At 67.7% G+C, this 19,379-nt stretch carries 7 protein-coding genes; 3 read left to right on the top strand and 4 right to left on the bottom strand.

Annotation, left to right across the window (positions count from 1 at the left end):
• Positions 1-238: 238 nt before the first annotated feature.
• Together NL126_RS08515 and NL126_RS08510 are read left to right on the top strand one after the other, a co-directional pair.
• Positions 239-1,012, top strand: a complete 774-nt coding sequence (locus NL126_RS08515) for a hypothetical protein (RefSeq protein WP_255198500.1) — start codon at positions 239-241, stop codon at positions 1,010-1,012.
• 43 nt (positions 1,013-1,055) lie between these two features.
• On the top strand, positions 1,056-4,703 hold the full coding sequence (locus NL126_RS08510; RefSeq protein ID WP_255198499.1) for a type IV secretory system conjugative DNA transfer family protein: 3,648 nt from the start codon (positions 1,056-1,058) through the stop codon (positions 4,701-4,703).
• A gap of 910 nt (positions 4,704-5,613) precedes the next feature.
• Here the strand turns inward: NL126_RS08510 and NL126_RS08505 are convergent.
• The 4 genes from NL126_RS08505 to NL126_RS08490 all read right to left on the bottom strand — a co-directional run bounded on the left by NL126_RS08505 (position 5,614) and on the right by NL126_RS08490 (position 8,963).
• Positions 5,614-6,825 (bottom strand): MFS transporter, encoded by a 1,212-nt coding sequence (locus NL126_RS08505; protein WP_255198498.1) that lies wholly within the window; start codon positions 6,823-6,825, stop codon positions 5,614-5,616.
• Positions 6,826-7,224: 399 nt separating this feature from the next.
• Positions 7,225-7,515: a DUF2892 domain-containing protein gene (locus tag NL126_RS08500; RefSeq protein WP_255198497.1), complete on the bottom strand. Its 291-nt coding sequence runs from the start codon at positions 7,513-7,515 to the stop codon at positions 7,225-7,227.
• Positions 7,401-8,147, bottom strand: coding sequence for an MATE family efflux transporter (locus NL126_RS08495; RefSeq protein ID WP_255198496.1), 747 nt, complete (start codon positions 8,145-8,147; stop codon positions 7,401-7,403). The genes NL126_RS08500 and NL126_RS08495 overlap by 115 nt, the downstream gene beginning before the upstream one ends.
• A 30-nt stretch (positions 8,148-8,177) precedes the next feature.
• A complete protein-coding gene (locus tag NL126_RS08490; protein ID WP_255198495.1) occupies positions 8,178-8,963 on the bottom strand; it encodes a helix-turn-helix transcriptional regulator in 786 nt (261 codons plus the stop codon).
• A 117-nt stretch (positions 8,964-9,080) separates the two neighbouring features.
• On the opposite strand from NL126_RS08490, the gene NL126_RS08485 reads away from it, so the two are divergent.
• Entirely contained in the window at positions 9,081-19,298 is a 10,218-nt protein-coding gene (locus NL126_RS08485; protein WP_255198494.1) for an outer membrane protein assembly factor BamB family protein, read from the top strand.
• Positions 19,299-19,379: the final 81 nt, after the last annotated feature.

Here is a 19,379-nt window from a genome sequence, read left to right as displayed (position 1 = left end):
ATCGAGGGCGAGCCATCGCGCCCACACCAGCCAGTCACCACAGTCTACCCGACCACACACCCACCGGGTGGGAATGAACGGGGCCGGGCGCTCGGTGTCGCGAGACGACGCAAGCACCGAGGGACGAGGCGCGCAGCGAGTCGAGCAGGCGAGCGTCCGGGGGCGTTCGAGACGTACACACCAAATTACACGTATGAAAAAGGTTCAAATAGACTCACAAGTAGACGAAAAATATCGAATGACGACCGATGCGTACGACCCCCAACTCGTCCAGCTTGCAACTGCCGGTCACGATGCGGCGTTCGAGCAAGGGCGACAACGGGCGGTCGAGCTGCTTGAGACGACCGACATCGCTGGGTTCTGGCTGCAGACCGTTGGCTACGGCACCCTGCAGGACGCGAGCCCACGGGACGCCGCCGAACTCCGACTCGAACACCAGCCGACGCATCTCGCCGGCTACGCCGATGCCCTCGAGTTCCCGCAGGTCGCCGCGATCGCCCGCCAGCTGTGTGGCCACCACATCGGCCTCTGGAGAGTCCCGCACGTCCGGACCGACCTCGACGCCTTCTGCACCGAGATGGTCGAGGGGCTCCTCCCGTACGCGAAACAGCTCGATGCTCGAATCCCCGACACGTACCAGTATCCGGATGTCACCCCACTGAACCGCCGGGTCTCGCAGGCAAAACGACTCCTCGAATCGGATGCCCTCACCCACGCGTGGCTCCAGGTCCTGCTGGATTCAGACGCCGCCCGGACGCTCGTCTCTGTTGGACCCGACGCCACAGGGGAGTGGACGGTCGACCACAGTCCCGCCCTGGAGGTCGAGTATCTCACCTGCATCCCGAAGGCGATGCCGATCGAGCAGAGCCAGCAGCTCACGAACGAACAGCTGGTGCAGCATCTCGTCGTCGGTGCGCGAACGACCGGTCTCGACCTCGACGTGTTCGCCGAACACGTCGCCGACGCGATGCTGGAGACGGGCGGGCTCCACGACCAGATTACGGCGATCTAGTGCGCCCCCAACTCACCCGTCCAGAGCTTGCCTGTCACACGCCATGTCCACTGACGACCCCCTCACGACCGACCGCACGTATCTCCACATCCAGCCAAGCGACGACCCGCTCCACCCAGAACAGGTCACCCGCTCGATTACGCGCCTCCATCGCATCGACGCGGGTGGTTTCCTCGACGCCGACACCATCCCGACTTACGAGATTCTCGTCGTCGCCACGGGCGACAGCGGCGACGACGGCGACCGCCAGCTCGACTGGTACGTCGGCGTCGACACGGACACACTGGACACCGTCGAACGCACGCTCCGCAACTGTCTCCCACGGTCGGTCGACATCGAGACGACCGACCTGGCGTACGGCACCTCCCTCGACCTGCCACTGGACACAGACACACCAGCCCCGCTCGCGGACTGGGACGTCGCCGGCCTCGAGTGGGAAGGCGTCGGCACCCGCCCGGACGACTGGCAGTGCCCACTCACCGCGCTCCCAGAGTTCGACGCCGACGAACGCCCCGGCGACTGGCCACTCACCACCGTGCTCGACGGGCTCGCAACCACGGACGCGCCGGCGCTCGTCCAGTTCCTCCTCCAGCCGAAACCCGACTGGAGCGAGACGAAACGCGACCGAAGGCTTGCCCTCGAGATCAATGAGGACCTGTGGCGGCATGGCCTCGCGGAGGCCTTCATCGAGGGCTTGTTCATCGATCACGACGAGTCCGAACAGACGACCACGACGTCGCACCGCCGACAGAACCAGCACCGTCGTACCGACCGTACGTCGACGGCTGGTCGCGACACGCCCCGACGCATCGACGACCCCTCGATTCCCCCGTCGAACGCCCGGCGCATGGAGGCACTCGAGACGGTCGACGCCCGGCAGTCGTTCACCGTTAACGCCCGGGCTGTCGCGTTCGGCACGGACAGCCATCGCCCCGAACGGACGCTCCGGGCCATCGACGGGGCGTTCCACCGGCTCAATAAGGACCACTACCGGATCGATGCCACGACCCACGCCTTCGGAGCCGCCGCCTCGAACGACATCCTCGAGCGCATCATCACCCGAACGCCACACACGGATCCGTCGCCACTCCGCCACACCATCCCCTTCACCCAGAACGCGAGCCCAGCGATCGTCGCCGACCGGCACGCAGTGGGCGCGTTCTGCTGTACGGACGGCCCCTCACTCTCGCCGGAAGCCACCCGCGCACTCGAACCCACGCCCACGGACCGCCAGGGGCTCCCACTCCCGCCGCGGTCGATCCTCGACCGCTATCTCGACACCCCGGGGCTCGCGGTCGGCCACCCCCTGACCGTCGACCGCACGCCGCTCGACGCGATGTTCGCGCTGCCGCCCGCGGTCCAGAATCTCCACACCGGCATCTACGGCACGACGGGCGCAGGCAAGACGGCGCTCGCCCAGAACATGCAGCTGCACAACCACGACGCCACCGACGGCGCTACCATCTACCTCGACCAGAAAGGCGACGGCGGGCCCGAAGACTACGCGAGACTCCACTATGCACGCGGCGACAACCTCGATGACGTCTACTACTTCGACTGCCGGGAGTTCCTCCCGGTGCTGCCGCTGCTCTCGATCGAGCCGCTGCTCGACGCCGGCATCGACCGAGAGCGTGCCGTGAACATGGTCACGGAGACGTACGTCGCAACCCTGAACGCTGCGTCGGGCTGGGAAGCCTTCGGGGACGCACAGGCCGCGCTTCAGGCACTCAAATACCTCGTCAAGGCACAGTTCGACCCCGTCCACGGTGCAGACACCGTCAGCCATCACGATGTCCAGCGGGCGGCCCAACGGTTCCGCGAGACCGGAAACCCGCCGCCGGTCTCCGACGGCACGCTCCACACGAAGCTGGTGGGCGTCGCCAACGACAACCCCGACCAGTTCGCCACGATCATGGGCGCTGTCGAGCGCCGACTCGCCATGGCAACCGACGACAGCCGCCTCGCACCGCTGTTCACCGCCACCGCCGACACCGTCGATGCCGACGCGTTCGACCTCCGCGAACAGCTCGACGAGGACTGCGTCATCGTCCTCGACATGGGTGGCTACGGCGAGGACGCACGCCGGATGCTTGCGGTCGCCGTCATCGGACAGCTGTGGCGCGCGCTCGAACGCCGCGCCGAGACGACGTCCGACCCGCCACTCGTCAACTGCTATCTCGAAGAGGCCGCCGACATCGCCGCCACGGGCATCCTCGATACCCTGCTCTCGCAAGGGCGGGCGTTCGGCGTCGCCATCACGCTCGCGATGCAGTTTCCCGAACAGATTCGCGAATCACACCCTCGGGCGTATCAGGAGTTGCTCAACGACGTCGGCACCACCATCACGGGCAGCGTCGGCGTCGACCACGGCCTCGCCAAGCGACTCGCCACCGGCGACATCGACGCCGACGCGATGGCCGCCCGCCTCCGCGCGCTCGACCGCGGCGAGTGGCTCATCCGCCCAGCCGCGCCCTTCGCCGACCGCAAACCACGCCCCTTCCAACTCGCGTCCCCAGCGCTCCCACCTGGCCATCCGGAGGGTGACGAGCCGCTCGACCAGACACACCAGGTGCTGTTCGACGCCGCGTTCACGCGCGCCAAACACCGCACCCGAGACGCATACGGCGTCGATATCGGGCGCGGGGCGACCGAGGCGCCCGACCCCGCCGACGCCGACGCCGACCCCGAGACCGCCCCGACGCTCGCCGAGGCCACAGTAACCATCCCGAACGCGAACCGCTTCCCCGACTGCCTCACGTATCTCGACGAGCCGCCGTTCCCGCTTGTCTGTCCGGAGTGTGACGCGCGATATGCAGCTACCCCGGAGGGAATGCGCCGTGCCATCGAGTGCCATCACTCGCTCGCGGCTGTCGACCGCGAGGACATCCCGGTCTGTTCGCTCGACCTCCAGCTCACGAGTGGTGAACTCGCCGCGAGCGATTACAGCGCTGCACAGCTGCGGTTTCTCGCCGCGGTGTATATGGCGCACCAACAGCGGTTCGATCCGGCCATCGAGTACGACATCGTCTGGGACTCGATGACCGACCTCCAGGCGTCCGTCGGCGTTCCCAGCGATGCGGTCGACGAACTCGTCGACGACGGCCTGCTCACCGTGGACTGCAACCGCCCGCACAAGCTGTACACGGTCACGCCAGCGGGTCGCGATGAAATCGGGGTCGGGCACCGCGAAGGCATCGCCCACGGCGACGGCGCGGGCGACCTTTCGGAATCCAGTTTACACGTCGCGATGGTCGAGGTCGGCGCCCGGCTCCTCGAACAGGAGTTCATCGGTCCGGACCAGCCCGGCGTCGAGTGTCTGCGCTATCCCGAGGTCGAGGGTGGCCGACTCGATGCCGCGGTCGTCGACGACGACGGCGAGTTCGTCGCGACGCTGGAAGCCGAGCGCATCAACAACGACCGTGCGGACGCCATCCCCTCGGATTTCGATCTGATGGCCGCCTGTGACCCCGAGGCCGCCTGGTGGATCGTCAAGACGCGGGCAGATGGGCATGCGGTCCTCGAAGCGTTGCACGATCCCGCCGACGGCGAGCCGCGTGTCGAGACGACGTACTCCGAGTCCTATGCGCCACAACGCTACAGCATCGAGACTCCCGGGTTGACCGCCGTTCACACCTTCGAGTACGCACGCGACACGTTGCTGGACTCGGCTGGCCCCGGCGGCGACTCGTGATCTGACGCGGCGGTACCCACTCAATTCTTCACCCGTGACAGGTACAGACGCGGATTCCTCCGGAAGAACGGCTGTGACAAGCGATTGTATGTGAACCCGGAGCCTGAGGAGCACGGTGGGGCGACGCCCGATGAACTGGCGTGAGCGAGCGGCGCTGAACGGCGCTGTACGGCGTGCCAGAAGCAAGTCTCGACGAACCATATCATAATCCAATACTATTCGTGCTGTTACCCTGAACCGCTAGCAAGCACGGGTGTGTACACGAGATTGCTCGGTGAGTATGTGCGGAACTATTCGTTGGCGTATGGGTTTGACGCGAGTCGTCTGAGTTGCAATACGGCCGTGTGCGGCCGTGAGCGGCCCGCATTCCTGGGATTGACGGGGGTCGAACCGTGTCGCGTGTGACTGTCGGTGGGCGACGAAAAACCACCAGACGTGGCGGATGTGTACCGGATCTCAGGGCGATAGCAACCCCCAGTGCCCGGCCAGGGTGCCTGCGAGTCGATGGCCCAGCGAGTCGGGTCGCTGCGAGCTGGCCGTTTGGCTGGCGGTGCCAGGCGCTAGCGCCCGTGTTTCGACGGGGGTGGGCCGCGCTTTCGTCGTCAACACACCGTTCTGGGGTGAGCATCGAATCGCCCCCTAAAACCGCACTGTACACACGGCTACTGCACGATACTTTGCGGATGAGCGGTGCTCTGTACGGTACCGGGAAAACCATACGCACCACAATGGAGCTCCCGGGACACTGCCTCTGTGGCACGTAGTCGTCGCTGACAGCCCCCCGACGTCTGAGTCGACTGTGCTCCTTGTGCATCCCTGATGACGGACCGGGTGTAGCAATCGGGAGGAAGTGTCGCAGCCGGTCGGGCAGTACCGCACCAACAGGACGAGGTCGTGGGGCGATGCCTACCTAGTCGGTCGAGGAGTCCGGCAGGCGGAGCGTGAGCAGGATCACGACCGCCAGTATCGCAGCTAACAGCAGGTAGCCTTCGTCGAAGTAGCCCCGGTCCGCGATGCTCCCGAAGAGCACCGGGCCCGTCGCGCCGATGACCGCGGTTATCGTTCGGATCACCCCAAGTCCGGTCCCTCTGATCTCTTCGGAGAACGCATCCGCCAGGAACGATTGGGTCACTGCACCCGACCCAAGCATCGTGCTCACGATGGCGGTTATCGCGACGAGTGGCCAGACGCCCTCGACGAACGGGAGGGCCCCGAATCCGACGACGGGGCCGGCGAGGATAATCACGAGCGAACGTCGCATGCCGATTCGATCGTAGGCCGCGCCGGCCACTGGCTTGACGAGAATCCCGAAGGCGAAGAAGGCGCTGAATAACAATCCAGCCGTCGCCGACGACAGGCCCTTCACTTCGACCAGATACGTCGGGTAGAAGCCGGTGAACGATTGCCAGGTCAAGAAGAACAGGATGAGGATGACCGTCACGATTCCCAGGTCCGAGTCACGAAGCTCGGAGCGCAGCAGCTGCAGCCGATCAGCTGAGAGCGCCCCGCCCTCGCGGGTGGTGTGTTCCTGGGCCGGAAGTGCTACCCAGATCCCAACGCCAACGAGGAGGAGGAGCGGAATGACGAAGCTCAGCCCCGCTTGCCAGGCGATCGTCACGGCAACCACACCCGCGATCGGGGGGAGGACTGTCTGCCCGAGGTCGCCCGTGGCCATCGTCACGCCGAGCGCGCTACCGATCCGATCGGGATAGATGTGCGAGAGGATGGTGATTCGAGCGATGGGGTACAGGGATTGGCCCAACCCGACGATTCCCGTCGCGACAAACAGGACACTGGCCGTTTGGGCAGTTACGACGAGACTGAGCGCCACCCCGACGATGATCGCACTGCTCGCCATGACGGTCCGCTCGCTGTATCGGTCGGCGAGGATGCCGCCCGGCAGTTGCCCGACCGCCGAACCGAGCCAGAGTATCGATATGAGTAAGCCAGCGATTGTCAGACTCAGGCCGAAGCTATCACGGAAATATGGGAGCAGGACCGGATAGATCATCCGTGTGCCGAGGAGTAACCCCCACCCACCAGCGATTGCAACGAGTGATGGTCCGTTGCCCCCTCGCCACAGCGCCTTGCCTTCTGTCACAATAGCGCGGGTGATATCCATTCGAGGGTTGGTGGTCGAGAGTTCCGTAGTCGGCTAATTAAGTGTATACATCTCTCGGAGGCGGGTTCACTCGGGATGTGGTCAGCGTCGAATGGACGACGAATCCGCGTGGGATCTCTCTCAAATGCCAATGTCGAGGTGGCGAGCTATACGGGGACGTCGGGCTCCGATGCGATGCCGTCGGTGACGATCACCGTCCCACATGTGTGTTCGGTGACCAGGGGACGGATTTCGCTAGCCGGAGATTCCGCTTTGGAATCCGCGCTACCGCATCAGTTGATTTTCGTATTTGCTGGCGCGGAGTGCGATGGTCTGGCCCTGTTGCACTGCTCAGTGACACGCCTCGGGGTCCAGGCGCTAGACGGAGGAGATGGCGGGCGCAGGGACTGGCTCAGAGACTCACGCGGACGCGGTGAGACAGGCCTCGTGGACGATTTCGTTGTTCTCGTTCGGCCGTCGGGACTGGCCAGGCACGATGGGATCGCCACAGCTTGCACAGCGCAGCCGAACGGTCTCACTCGCTGCTTCGCCATCGAGATCCTCCGCGAGGTGCTCCATCACGTCGGTAGATTCGGTCACAGCGGTGTACCCGAGCGCGACGGCACCGAGTCCGGCCAGCACGCCGCGCACTCGCCTGCCTCGCCGGAGCGACTGGAGTGCGACGACTGCAAGGCCGGTGGCGAGAACCATGCGGATGAGCCAGTTACGATTGCGAAGATTCTGCGGTAGCTCCATGCCCTCCTCTTTGTGCTCTGGACTCTTGTGTTCATCCGTCCGTTCAGCGCGAGTTGACCACCGCGGGGTTCCCGGTCTCGGTGGCGAAGGCGAGGTACAGTCCCGAGCGGCGTAGGTCCGAGATACACGATCGGGATCGAGTAGCCGACCATCCCGGCCGCCTGCGCGAGGAACGGCCATCGGGTGTCGCCACGCGCGTCGAGCGGGGCGGCCGCCGCCCCCGAGACGCCCTGCACGACGACCGCGATACAGGCCGCGTAGACGAGCGTGATCGCGATCGGGACGGCCGGGGCAGTCGCCGACCCGACGAACGTGACGACGATCCGCTCGGCGAAGACACCCACGAGAATCGCCGGGCCCACGTAGACACCGACGGCGTGGCGGATGACATCCGTGCCGTACGCCTCGGCGTCGCCCTCGTCGCCAGCGCCGAGCGACTGCCCGACGAGCGACGAGGAGGCGAGCCCGAACCCCAGCCGGGGGTGTTCATGATGCCCCGGATGCGGCGGGCGACGGCGTACGGGGTGACACCATTGACGCCGAACGCGTCGACGATGGCGAGCCTCGGGACCGCCGCGACGGTCCACCCCATCCAGCGACCGACGACGAACCGAGCCTCAATCCGCCCCGGGCTGGAACTCCAGTGGCGTCGCCTCCACACGGTACTGCTCGTACAGGTCGAGAGCCCAGTCGCGCGCTGCCGGGTCGTCCGTGTCGACGAACACGCGCAGCATCCCGGTCTCGTCGTCGTAGCCGCCGAGGCCGACGCGGTCGTCGAAGATGGCGAGCCCGAACGGGAGTCCCCCGTGTTTCGAGAGGGTGAGCAGCCCGCTATCGAGTGCTGCTTCGAGTTCGTCGGCGTACGTCCCGACCATGTCCTCGATGACCGCAGGGAGGTAGACGACGTCCGTCTCCATCCCGCCGACGATTTCGGCACGGATCTCGTCGACGTAGATGGGGGCGACGGTGGTGGTGTCGAAGCCGTACAGCGTCCCGGAGTCCGTGAGCAGTTGCATGAACCGCGCGACGGGGCCGTACGGGTTCGTCGGCTGCATCTGGGTGACGCGAGCCGTCTCGAACAGCCCCACGTCGATGTCGATCTCCGGCACCGTTTCGAGAAACGGCTGGATACGTCTGGCGGCGAGCACGCGCCGCCGGTAGGTTGCGACTTCGTCGGCGACCGTCCGCCCGAACGCGGAGAGTTCGAACTCGTGACCGTCCTGTCGGATGAGCTCCTGCGCTTCGAGGCTCCGGACGATGCGGTGGATGGTGGTTCGGGAGACGTCGAGCGCGGCCATCAGCCCGGCCCGGTCCATCGGGCCCTCACGGAGCACCCGCAGCACCGTCCCTCGCTTGATGGCTTCCACAGGAAGCGCCTCGTCGTCCGGACTCACAGCGACCATTATACGGTGGAGACTGCGGGAGCGAGAATAACTGTTCGGTAAGTGGAACGGTGTCCGGAACCCGGACAATGGGCGGTGACTGCATATATCCACGGGCCGACGTAAGCCAGACCTACTATGACTGGACTCGCGGATCGTACTCTCTTACGGAGGTTTGGCACCGCAGCAGGCGCGCTCATCCCGCTTGTAGTCTCGGTGCTCATCGTTCTCTCGGCGGTCGTCGGCCCCGTCGGCGCAGCACTCGACACACCTGCAGCCATCGACGACGGTAGTGGTACGACTACACTACCGGCCGTGACCGACCCCACGACCGCGCCGACGGCGGTCGCCGGCGTGGGTGAGGCGACCGCCTCGCTCGCCGACTGGCCGACGCTCGGCGCCGATGACTGGCCGACCGCCGGCCGCGACCCGGGGCGCTCGGGATACACGCCGAACTCGTCGGGGCCGACGACCACGCCCGACGCCCGCTGGATACACGCGTTCGACGGCGACACCAACGACGAACCCGCCGTCGTCGCTGACGGGTTCGTGTTCGTCGCCGGCCAGGAGACCCTCCGTGCAGTCGACGCCGACACCGGGGAACAGGTGTGGAACAACACCGGTCTCGACGTCGATACCGTGTCGGTCGCCGACGGCGTGGTACTCACGACCGAGATCGACTACTCGGGCGACGAGATTCGGGCGTACCGGACGACCGACGGCGCGGAGCTGTGGAACGTCACCGACTTCCAGGCCGACTCGACGGTCGTCCTCGACGGGACGCTCTACGCCAGCCGCGGGGAGTACCTGTACGCGTTCGACGTCGGGACGGGCAGCCAGCAGTGGTCCGCCGACGTCAACGAGGACCTCTCGATCGGCCTCTCGGCGGCCGACGGGACGCTGTACGCCGCCAGCCGGATCAACGACCGCGACCACGCCGTGCTCGCGCTGAACGCCAGCGACGGCAGCGAGCGCTGGCGGTTCGAGATGGAGGGTCCCGTCAGGATGCAACCGGTCGTCACCGATGGGTCGGTGTTCGTCGGCGCCGGCTCCGCGCTGCGCGACCAGACCACCGGCGACTACGACCCGCGGTTCTACCGACTGAACACCACCGACGGGCACGTCGAGTGGATGTTCGACCTGAACACGCGGGCCGAAGGGGCGGCCATAGCCGAGGGCACCGTCTACGTCTCTGCGGGTAACACTGTCCGCGCCCTCGATGCGGCGACCGGCCAGCAGCAGTGGCGCCACCACCTCTCCGGGAGTCTCGACTACGGCCTGAACTACGTCCGGACGTACGCACACCCGCCAACAGTGGCAGACGGCACCGTCTACGCGGTCAACAACCGCGGGCACGTCGTCGCGCTCGACGCGACGACCGGTACCCGCCTGTGGCAGTACCTGCTCGACGGAGTGGGGACTCCATTGGCCGTCGCCGACGACCGTGTGTACGCGCTGGCAATCGACACCACCGGCACCAACGTCGACACCACCCGAGTGTACGCGCTGGAGACGGCGCCGTTCCGGTTCTCCGGGTTCACGCCCTCGTCGACGAGCGTCGCGCCCGGTGAGCAGTTCACCGCCGACGTGACCGTCGAGAACGTCGACGACGAGGCCCGGTCGTACAACCTCTCGCTGGTCGCGGACACGCCGTTCCCGGGCGACGAGCGAACCCTCGACTGGGCGAACGGCAGTCTCGCCGCCGGCACCACGACCACCGTGACGTTCACGACGACGCTCCACAGCGCCGCCGCGTGGAACCTCTCCGTAAAGCGCCAGCTGGATTCTACTCCGGCGGCCGGGCCAGTGACCGTCGACGTCGTTCACGGCAGCCCCGTCGACGCGTGGCCGATGGGCGGGTTCGCCCCGAACCGGAGCGCCGCCAACCCGAACACCGACGGCCCGTCACAGCACTTCCAGGAAGCCTGGAACCTCAGCAACGTCGACGAGGACACCACGCCCGTCGTCGCCGACGGCACCGTCTACGTCATCGGGCACCAGAACCGGTACAGCGGCGGGGAGGACGTCCACACCGTCGCCGCCTACGACGCACAGAGCGGCGCTGTCCAGTGGGAGTACAACTTCACGGCCGAGAACCGGGTTCCCGCCGGGTCGCCGGCGGTCGTGGGCGGCACCGTCTACGTCGTCACGACGCCGTTCCTGTTCTACGATGGCGGTGGCTCGATAGAACACGGCTCCGTGTACGCCCTCGACGCCGCGACCGGCACGCAGACGTGGAAGCAGTCGGTGTCAATCAACGTCTCCACGGGCGACGACCACGGCCCCATCGTCGCCGACGGTCGCGTCTACCTCGCGGGCAACATCTACGAGCGGAACGACTACTACAAGAACGCCTCCGTCGTCGCGCTCGACGCCGCCACCGGGAACTCGCTCTGGTCGTACACCAACGCCGAGTACCGGTTCCAGGACTCCTACATAACCTACGCCGCCGGCGAGGGCCACGTGTTCGTGACCGCCATGGAGGAGATCGAGCGGGGAACCTACGAGGACGAACTCCACGTCTTCGACGCGGCGACGGGCTCGCTGGCCTGGGCGACGAACGGGCTCGTCGTCGACACGGGGGAGACGCCCGTCGTCTCGGGCGGGCTGGTGTTCGTCGTCAACGAGTCGAAGAACGCGGCCGGCGAGCCAGCAGAGGAGCTCGTCGCCCTCGACGTCGCGACCGGCGCCGAGCAGTGGCGATTCACCCCGACACCGATTCCGAACTACTACGGCGGCGACGACGACGGCTGGCGACTGCGGACGCCCGCGGTCCGCGACGGCTCGCTGTACGTCCGGCAGACCGCGTACTCGGACGCCGACGTGAACCGCCTCCACCGCATCGACGTGGCGACCGGCACCGTGGCCTGGAACACGAGCACGAACCACCTCTCGCGCATCCAGGTGGTCGACGGCGTCGTCTACGGCGCAGAGACGACCTTCGACCCCGGCTACACCCGCATCTACGACGCCGAGACCGGCGACCGACTCGGACACACGGGGCAGGGCCTGTCGCTGTCGGTCGCGGACGGCACCGCCTACGCCTACGACGACTGGACGGGCCGACTCCGGGCGCTCGTGGAGGGTGGCGTCATCGAGTACACCGACCTCTCGGTCGGTTCGCAGACGGTCGGCGTCGGCGAGAACGTCACGGTCACCGCGACGGTGACCAACGTCGGTACGCTCACCCGGGGGTACGACGTGAACCTCGATGTCGCCCCGGACCAGGACCACTACGTCTACAACTACGTCGCTCGCGACGGCACGCTCGCCCCGGGCGAGAGCACAACGGTCGCCTGGACGGTCCGGCTCCAGCAACGCGGCGACTTCGTGTTCACCCTCCAGCCGAACGAAGGGGAGGACTCGCTGGAACGGTTCATGTACGACCGCGCCGGGAGCGCCACGGTCAACGCCGGCGACACTGGCGACGGCCAGCGGCTCGACCTCGGCGGCCCACGCGACCTCGCACCCGACGCCAGCTCCTGGCCGACGGAACACTTCGACGCCGCGAACACCGGCGGCTCCAGCACCGCCGCACCGACGGCAGTCGGTAGCGACGTCGTGACCTGGGCGGTGAACCACTCGTACGAGTGGACGAGCGGCCCGACGGTCGCTGCGGGTACCGTCTTCGTCGGCGGGAACGACGACACCGGCGCCGATGCGGTGTTCGCGTACGACGCCGCCGACGGCTCGCTCCAGTGGCAGTACCTGACCGCGGACAACGTCGAGGTCTCACCGGTGTACGCCAGCGGCTACCTCTACGCGATCACCGCCTACGGGACGGTCTACCAGCTGGACGCCTCGACCGGCGATCGCCTCTGGACGTTCGACGCGGGGGACGACGGCGGCATCACCGTGGTCGACGACGTCGTCTACGTCACCGGGGAGGGCCCCAGCGAGGACCGGCTCTACGCGCTGAACGCGACGACCCGGGAACGGCTGTGGACGTTCGCCAAACCCGGGTCGGGCTACGGGATGGCCGCACCGGCCGTCGTCGACGGCACGGTGTACGTCACGAGCGACGACGGCCACACGTATGCAGTCGACACGGCGACCGGAACGGAACAGTGGAACCGAACTATCGCTGGCGCCGGGTCGAGACTCCACTCGCCGGTCGTGAACAACGGTGTCGTCTACGTGGACGACGCCTCCTACGGCAGCACCGACGCGAACGTCTATGCGCTCGACGCGGCCGACGGCAGCACCATCTGGAGCGCGCCCGCGAACGTCGACGGCTACACGCGGTCGTCGCCCGCGCTGGCGAACGGCACGCTGTACCTCACCGCCGACGGCGCCGTCCGCGCCATCGACGCGGCCACCGGCGGCGAGCGGTGGAACACGACCGTCTGTACGGCCGCCGAACACTCGCCGGTGTATGCCGGCGGCGTGGTGTACGTCCCGCTGTCTGACAGCACCCTCAGGGCGTACGACGCCGACACCGGCGCACTCGTGTGGCGCTACGGCGCCTACGGCGAGGCGTCGTTCACGCCGGCCGTCGTCGACGGCGTGCTCTACACGACGGGGCTGGAGAACAGCGACTACACCTACTCGCTCGCGGCGCTCACGGGCGGGCCGACCGACCAGCCGCCAGTGCTGTTCGACTACTCCGGACTCACGCTGTCGAGTCAGAACGCCTCGACTGGCGAGTCGGTCACCATCGAGGCGACCGTCCGGAACCTCGGGGACGCCGCCTGTGCGTACACGACTGACCTCCTGGTGAACGGGAGCGTCGTCGAGACCACGAGCGGCTCGGTCGGCACCGGCTACAACGACGAGGCCACCGTGAGCTTCACGCACGCGTTCGCCACCACCGGCACGTACAACGTCACCATCGCCGACCTGCCGCCGGTGCAGGTGAACGTCTCGGAACCCTCGGCGGACCCGGTCGTCTCGCCGACGACGCTCGACTTCGGAAACGTCAACGTGGGTAACACCGCCGACCGGTACGTACAGGTGACGAACGAAGGGTCGGAGACGCTCTATCTCGACAGCGCCAGCATCGTCGGGGCGAACGCCTCCGACTACAGCATCCTGAGCGGCCCGCAGACGAACGTCTATCCGGGCGACAGCGCGACCATCTGGCTGCGGTTCGCGCCGACGACCAGCGGGACGAAGACCGCGACGCTCGAGGTCCAGACGTACTTCTCGGGGACCGTCACGGCGACGCTCACCGGCGTCGCCGCCGGCCCCGCCGAGGTCGACGTCACGCCGACGAGCTACGACTTCGGCGACGTCGAAGTCGGCACCAGCAACCAGACGACCGTGACCGTCTCGAACGTCGGCGGGTCGGCGCTCTCGTTCGACGGCGCGACGATTACGGGCGCTGACGCCGCCGCGTACACCGTGACGACCGGGGGGAGCCCGACGACGATTCCGGCCGGTGGCTCACACGACGTCACCGTCGAGTTCGCACCCGAGTTCACGGGCACGGCCGAGGCGACGCTCGAACTCGCGACGAACGACGCCGACGAGTCCACGGTGAGCGTCGCGCTGACCGGAACCGGGTTCGTCCCCGTGCCCAACCGCCCGCCGACCGTGGCGGCCGACCATTACACGGTGTACGTGGGCGAGTGGCTGAACGTCAGCGCACCGGGCGTGCTGGCGAACGACGCGGACCCGGACGGCGACGCGTTCGACACGACGAGCTACTTCGGGCCCGACAACGGCACGCTCGCGTCGTTCAGGGTCAGCGGCGGCTTCAACTACACCGCGGACCCCGGCTTCACCGGCACCGACACGTTCACCTACTGGGCCGAGGACGCCGAGGGCACGACCTCCTCGTACGCCATGGTCACCATCGAGGTCCTCTCGGACCCGAACCGCGCGCCGACGGTCGTGGACGATGTCTACTCCGTCCACGCGGGCGAGTGGCTGAACGTGAGCGCCCCCGGCGTCCTCGCGAACGACGCGGACCCGGACGGCGATTCGGTCACAACGAAGTACGTCGGGACGCCGGCCCACGGCGACCTCGACTCGTTCAGGGTCAGCGGCGGCTTCGAGTACAAGCCCGACGCCGACTTCACCGGCACCGACTCGTTCACCTACTGGATCGAAGACGAACATGGGACGGAAGCCTCCGGCGGCACCGTCACCATCGAGGTGCTCCCGCCGAAGAACCGCGCACCGACCGCGGTCGACGACTACTACACAGTTCCGGAAGGCGGGTGGCTCAACGTGAGTGCCCCCGGCGTCCTCGCGAACGACTACGACCTGGACAGCGATTCGATTAGCACCAAGTACGTCGGCACGCCGACCCACGGCGACCTGCACAGGTTCTACGGGAGTGGCGGCTTCAACTACAGCGCCGACGCCACCGGCACCGACACGTTCGTCTACTGGATCGAAGACGACCACGGCGAGACGGCGTACGCCAGCGTCACCGTCGAGGTCGTCGCCGAGAACCGGCCACCGACGGGCCTCGACGACCACTACACTGTCCTCGAGGGCGAGTGGCTCAACGTGAGTGCCCCCGGCGTCCTCACGAACGACTACGACCTGGACGGCGATTCGATTAGCACCAAGTACGTCGGCACGCCGGAAAACGGCTCGCTCAACCGGTTCTACGCCAGTGGGGGCTTCGAGTACCACCCGAACTCGAATTTCACCGGCACCGACTCGTTCAGCTACTGGATCGAAGACGAACACGGGGCCGAAACCCCGGGCGGCACCGTCACCATCGAGGTACTCGACCCGAACAGCACGAACCCGGTCGCGGTCGACGACGTCTACTCGGTCTACGACGGTGAGTGGCTGAACGTGAGCGCCCCTGGCGTCCTCGCGAACGACGCCGACCCCGACGGCGACGCCATCAGCACCAAGTACGTCGGGACGCCGAACAACGGCTCGCTCGCAGGGTTCTACGACACCGGCGCCTTCAACTACAGAGCCGACGATGGCGCCGTCGGCACCGACACCTTCGGCTACACGATGGAGGACGCCGACGGCAACACCGACACTGCGACGGTCAGCATCGAGGTGCTCCCGAACCCGAATACGACCGGGAACCGCGCGCCGACCGCGGCCGCGGACACGTTCACCGTCGTGGAGGGCGAGTGGCTGAACGTCAGCGCCCCCGGCGTCCTCGCGAACGACTACGACCCCGACGGCGACGCCATCAGCACCAAGTACGTCGGGACGCCGAACAACGGCTCGCTCGCGTCGTTCAGGGTCAGCGGCGGCTTCGAGTACCGGGCCGACGATGGCTTCACCGGTACCGACTCGTTCAGTTACTGGATCGAAGACGACCACGGCGAGACGGCGTACACCAGCGTCACCATCGAGGTCGTTCCGGACCCGAACGCGAGCGGGAACCGTGCGCCGGCGGTCGTCGACGACGTCTACTCCGTCCGCGCAGGTGAGTGGCTGAACGTCAGCGCCCCCGGCGTGCTCGCGAACGACGACGACGCAGACGGGGATTCGATATCCACCAAGTACGTCGGCAGACCGAGCGACGGCACGCTCCACCGGTTCTACGGCTCGGGTGGCTTCGAGTACCGACCGGACACGGGCTTCACCGGCACGGACTCGTTCGGCTACTGGATCGAAGACGAACACGGGGCCGAAGCCTCCGGCGGCACCGTCACCATCGAGGTGCTCCCGCCGACGAATCGCGCCCCTGAGCCCGTCTCCGACGACTACGTGGTCATTCAGGGCGAGACGCTCACAGTGGAGGCCCCCGGCGTCCTCGCGAACGACTACGACCTGGACGACGATGCCATCAGCACCAAGTACGTCGGCACGCCGACCCACGGGTCGCTCCCGTGGTTCTACGCCAGTGGCGGCTTCGAGTACACCCCGGACGCGGGCTTCGTGGGCGTCGACAGTTTCACCTACTGGATCGAGGACGAACACGGGGCCGAAGCCAGCGGTGGAACGGTGACGATCACCGTCGTGGACGCGACGAGCAGTTCACTCGCCGACGTGGCGGTCACCCCGGACAGCGTCGACTTCGGGACCGTCCCTGCGGGGACGACCACCACGGCGACGGTCACCGTCGCCAACGTCGGCGACCAGAACCTGACCGTCTCCGGCGCGACGGTCTCGGGGCCGAACGCGAGCGCGTTCCATCTCGTTTCCGGCACCGACCCCGCGGTACTGGGCTACGGCGGCACACACGCCCTCACCGTCGAGTACGCGCCGACGGCCAGCGGCCCGGCCACGGCCACCCTGACGGTACTGAGTGACGACCCGGACGAACCCGAGGTCGAGGTTCCGCTCACCGGCGAGAGCTACGACGCCGCCGCGCCGACCATCGACCGAATCGGGGTCGCGGGCTCGGACCGCGAGGGCTCGACCGTCTACGCGAACGAGACGGTCGACGTGGCCGTCGACGTCACCGACGCGGCCGGCACGGTCGACAGCGTTCGCGTGACGCTCGATTCCCGGTTCGCGACCTTCGAGCAGACCAGCACCGCGAGCTACGACGCGACGAGCGGGAACTGGACGGCGTCCATCCCGCTCGCCGGCGTGCCCGACGACGGCGAGTACGACGTAGTCGTCGAGGCGACCGACGACCGAGGGAACCGCCGCACCGTCACGGCTACAGACCGTGTCGCCGTCGACCGGGCGGCGCCCCAGCTCTCGGCGACGGTCACCCGACTGAACACCACGGCTGCGACCGTCACCGTCGACCCGGACGAGGCCGTCCGGCCCGGAACGGTCGCCGTGGACATCGAGCGTCCCGACGGCAGCGTCGTCTCGCCCGACCTGACCGACGAGGGCGATCACTGGAACGGGACGGTCACGCTCGCCGGCGAGGGGCAGTACAGCCTCACGGCGACGGGGACCGACCGCGCGGGGAACCGCGGGACGGCCACCGCGACGACGCTGCTCGCCACCGAGAGCACGGACGCCAACGACACCATCACGGTCCAGTTCCACCCGTCGGACCGGTTCATCCGGTTCACCACTACCGGCCCCGTCAACGACACCTTCGTCACGGTCACCGAGAGCGACACGCCGCTCGCGCCGCTCGACGGCGAGGGAGTGGCGTTCGTCGATGCCGAGATCGGCACGGAGCTCTCGGCGAACCTCAGCTACGCCATCATCGGCATCCCGGTCGACCGCTCGCTGCTCGCCGACGGAACCGGTGTCGACGACGTGACGGTCCGGTTCTTCAACGAGACGACCGGCCGGTGGACGGACGTCCCGACGACGGTCCGGAACGTCACCGTCGACGGCAACACCGACGAGTACTGGGTGGCCACCGTGACGCACTTCTCGACGTATGGTGCGGTCGTGATCGACGCCACCCCGCCGACCGTCACCGCCACGACCCCGGACGACGGCCAGGACCTGGCGGCCGGGACGACGGCCACGACGCTCCGCGTCGAGTACGAGGACGCGCTCAGCGGCGTGGACCCCGGCCGGGTCGGCGTCCGTTTCGACGGGTCGGTGGTCACGACCGACGCAGCGACCACGATCACGAGCGCCTACACCGAGTTCGAGGCGACGGGGCTGGCCGACGGCGCGACGCACTCGCTCGCCGTGTCTATCGCTGATCGTGCCGGCAACGTCCACACCGAGACGGTGTCGTTCACGGTCGGCACGGGGTCGGGCGGGTCGACGCCACCCTCGAACGACAGCGAAGACGACGCAGCATCGTCGGACGACGGGACCGACGACACGTCCACCGGGTCGACGGGCGGCAGCCTGGAGGACCCAGCCGGAACGCTGGGCTCGTTTGACGTCGTCCGGCTCGACGACGGCGAGTTCGTCTTCCGGGTTCGGAACGCCACCGCGGGCGAGTGGCTGTCGGCACCCGTCGAGAACGGGGCGCTCGGTTCGACCGGCGTCTACCTCACGGCCGTCACGGTGACGCCCGCGACGAGCGGTGACCGGGACATCCAGATGAGCGCAACCGCGACGCCGACCGGCGGCGCACTGCCAACCACCAGCGGCGACGCACTCACAGCCCTCTCGTTCGCGGACGCCGAGGGGACGGCCGCAACGCTCCGACTCTCCGTGGACCGGCGCGTGCTCGCCGACCGCGAGGTCGACCCCACAGACGTGGTCGGCTACAGACTCGTCGACGGCTCGTGGACGGCGGTCTCGCTGCAGCGGTTGGCGACGACCGACGACGCGGTCGTCTACGAGGCGGACGTGCCGAGTCTCACCGGGTTCGTCCTGGCGACGGCCGCGGCAGACCCGACGCCGACGGCCACGGCGGCCGAGGAACCGCCCGCGACGGCTACCCCGACGGCCGCGTCGTCGCCGGACTCGCCGACGCCAACCACCACGCCGACGGGCGCCTCGCCCACGCCGACTGCCTCCGACGGTCCCGGGTTCGGACTCGGGCTGGCGCTCCTCGCGTTGCTGGGCGCTGCGGCGGTGCTCGGGCGACGTGGGCAGCTCTGACCGCGACGCGACCCGGTTTTTCTCTGTTCTCGCGGCCTCCTGGGCAGTCACCGAGCGAGGCGACGAGCCACAGACCGTCAG

The organism is Halorarius litoreus (genome assembly GCF_024362405.1).
In the GTDB taxonomy this organism is placed as follows: Archaea; Halobacteriota; Halobacteria; order Halobacteriales; family Haloarculaceae; genus Halorarius; species Halorarius litoreus.
The sequence above is the reverse complement of the archived record's forward strand: the minus strand, read 5'-3'. Positions and strand labels throughout refer to the sequence as shown.

What these genes read in the sequence shown, in the direction of transcription:
- NL126_RS08515 (WP_255198500.1), top strand. Translation starts at nt 239, where the DNA reads ATGACGACCGATGCGTACGACCCCCAACTCGTCCAGCTTGCAACTGCC.
- NL126_RS08510 (WP_255198499.1), top strand. Translation starts at nt 1,056, where the DNA reads ATGTCCACTGACGACCCCCTCACGACCGACCGCACGTATCTCCACATC.
- NL126_RS08505 (WP_255198498.1), bottom strand. Translation starts at nt 6,825, where the DNA reads ATGGATATCACCCGCGCTATTGTGACAGAAGGCAAGGCGCTGTGGCGA.
- NL126_RS08500 (WP_255198497.1), bottom strand. Translation starts at nt 7,515, where the DNA reads ATGGTTCTCGCCACCGGCCTTGCAGTCGTCGCACTCCAGTCGCTCCGG.
- NL126_RS08490 (WP_255198495.1), bottom strand. Translation starts at nt 8,963, where the DNA reads ATGGTCGCTGTGAGTCCGGACGACGAGGCGCTTCCTGTGGAAGCCATC.
- NL126_RS08485 (WP_255198494.1), top strand. Translation starts at nt 9,081, where the DNA reads ATGACTGGACTCGCGGATCGTACTCTCTTACGGAGGTTTGGCACCGCA.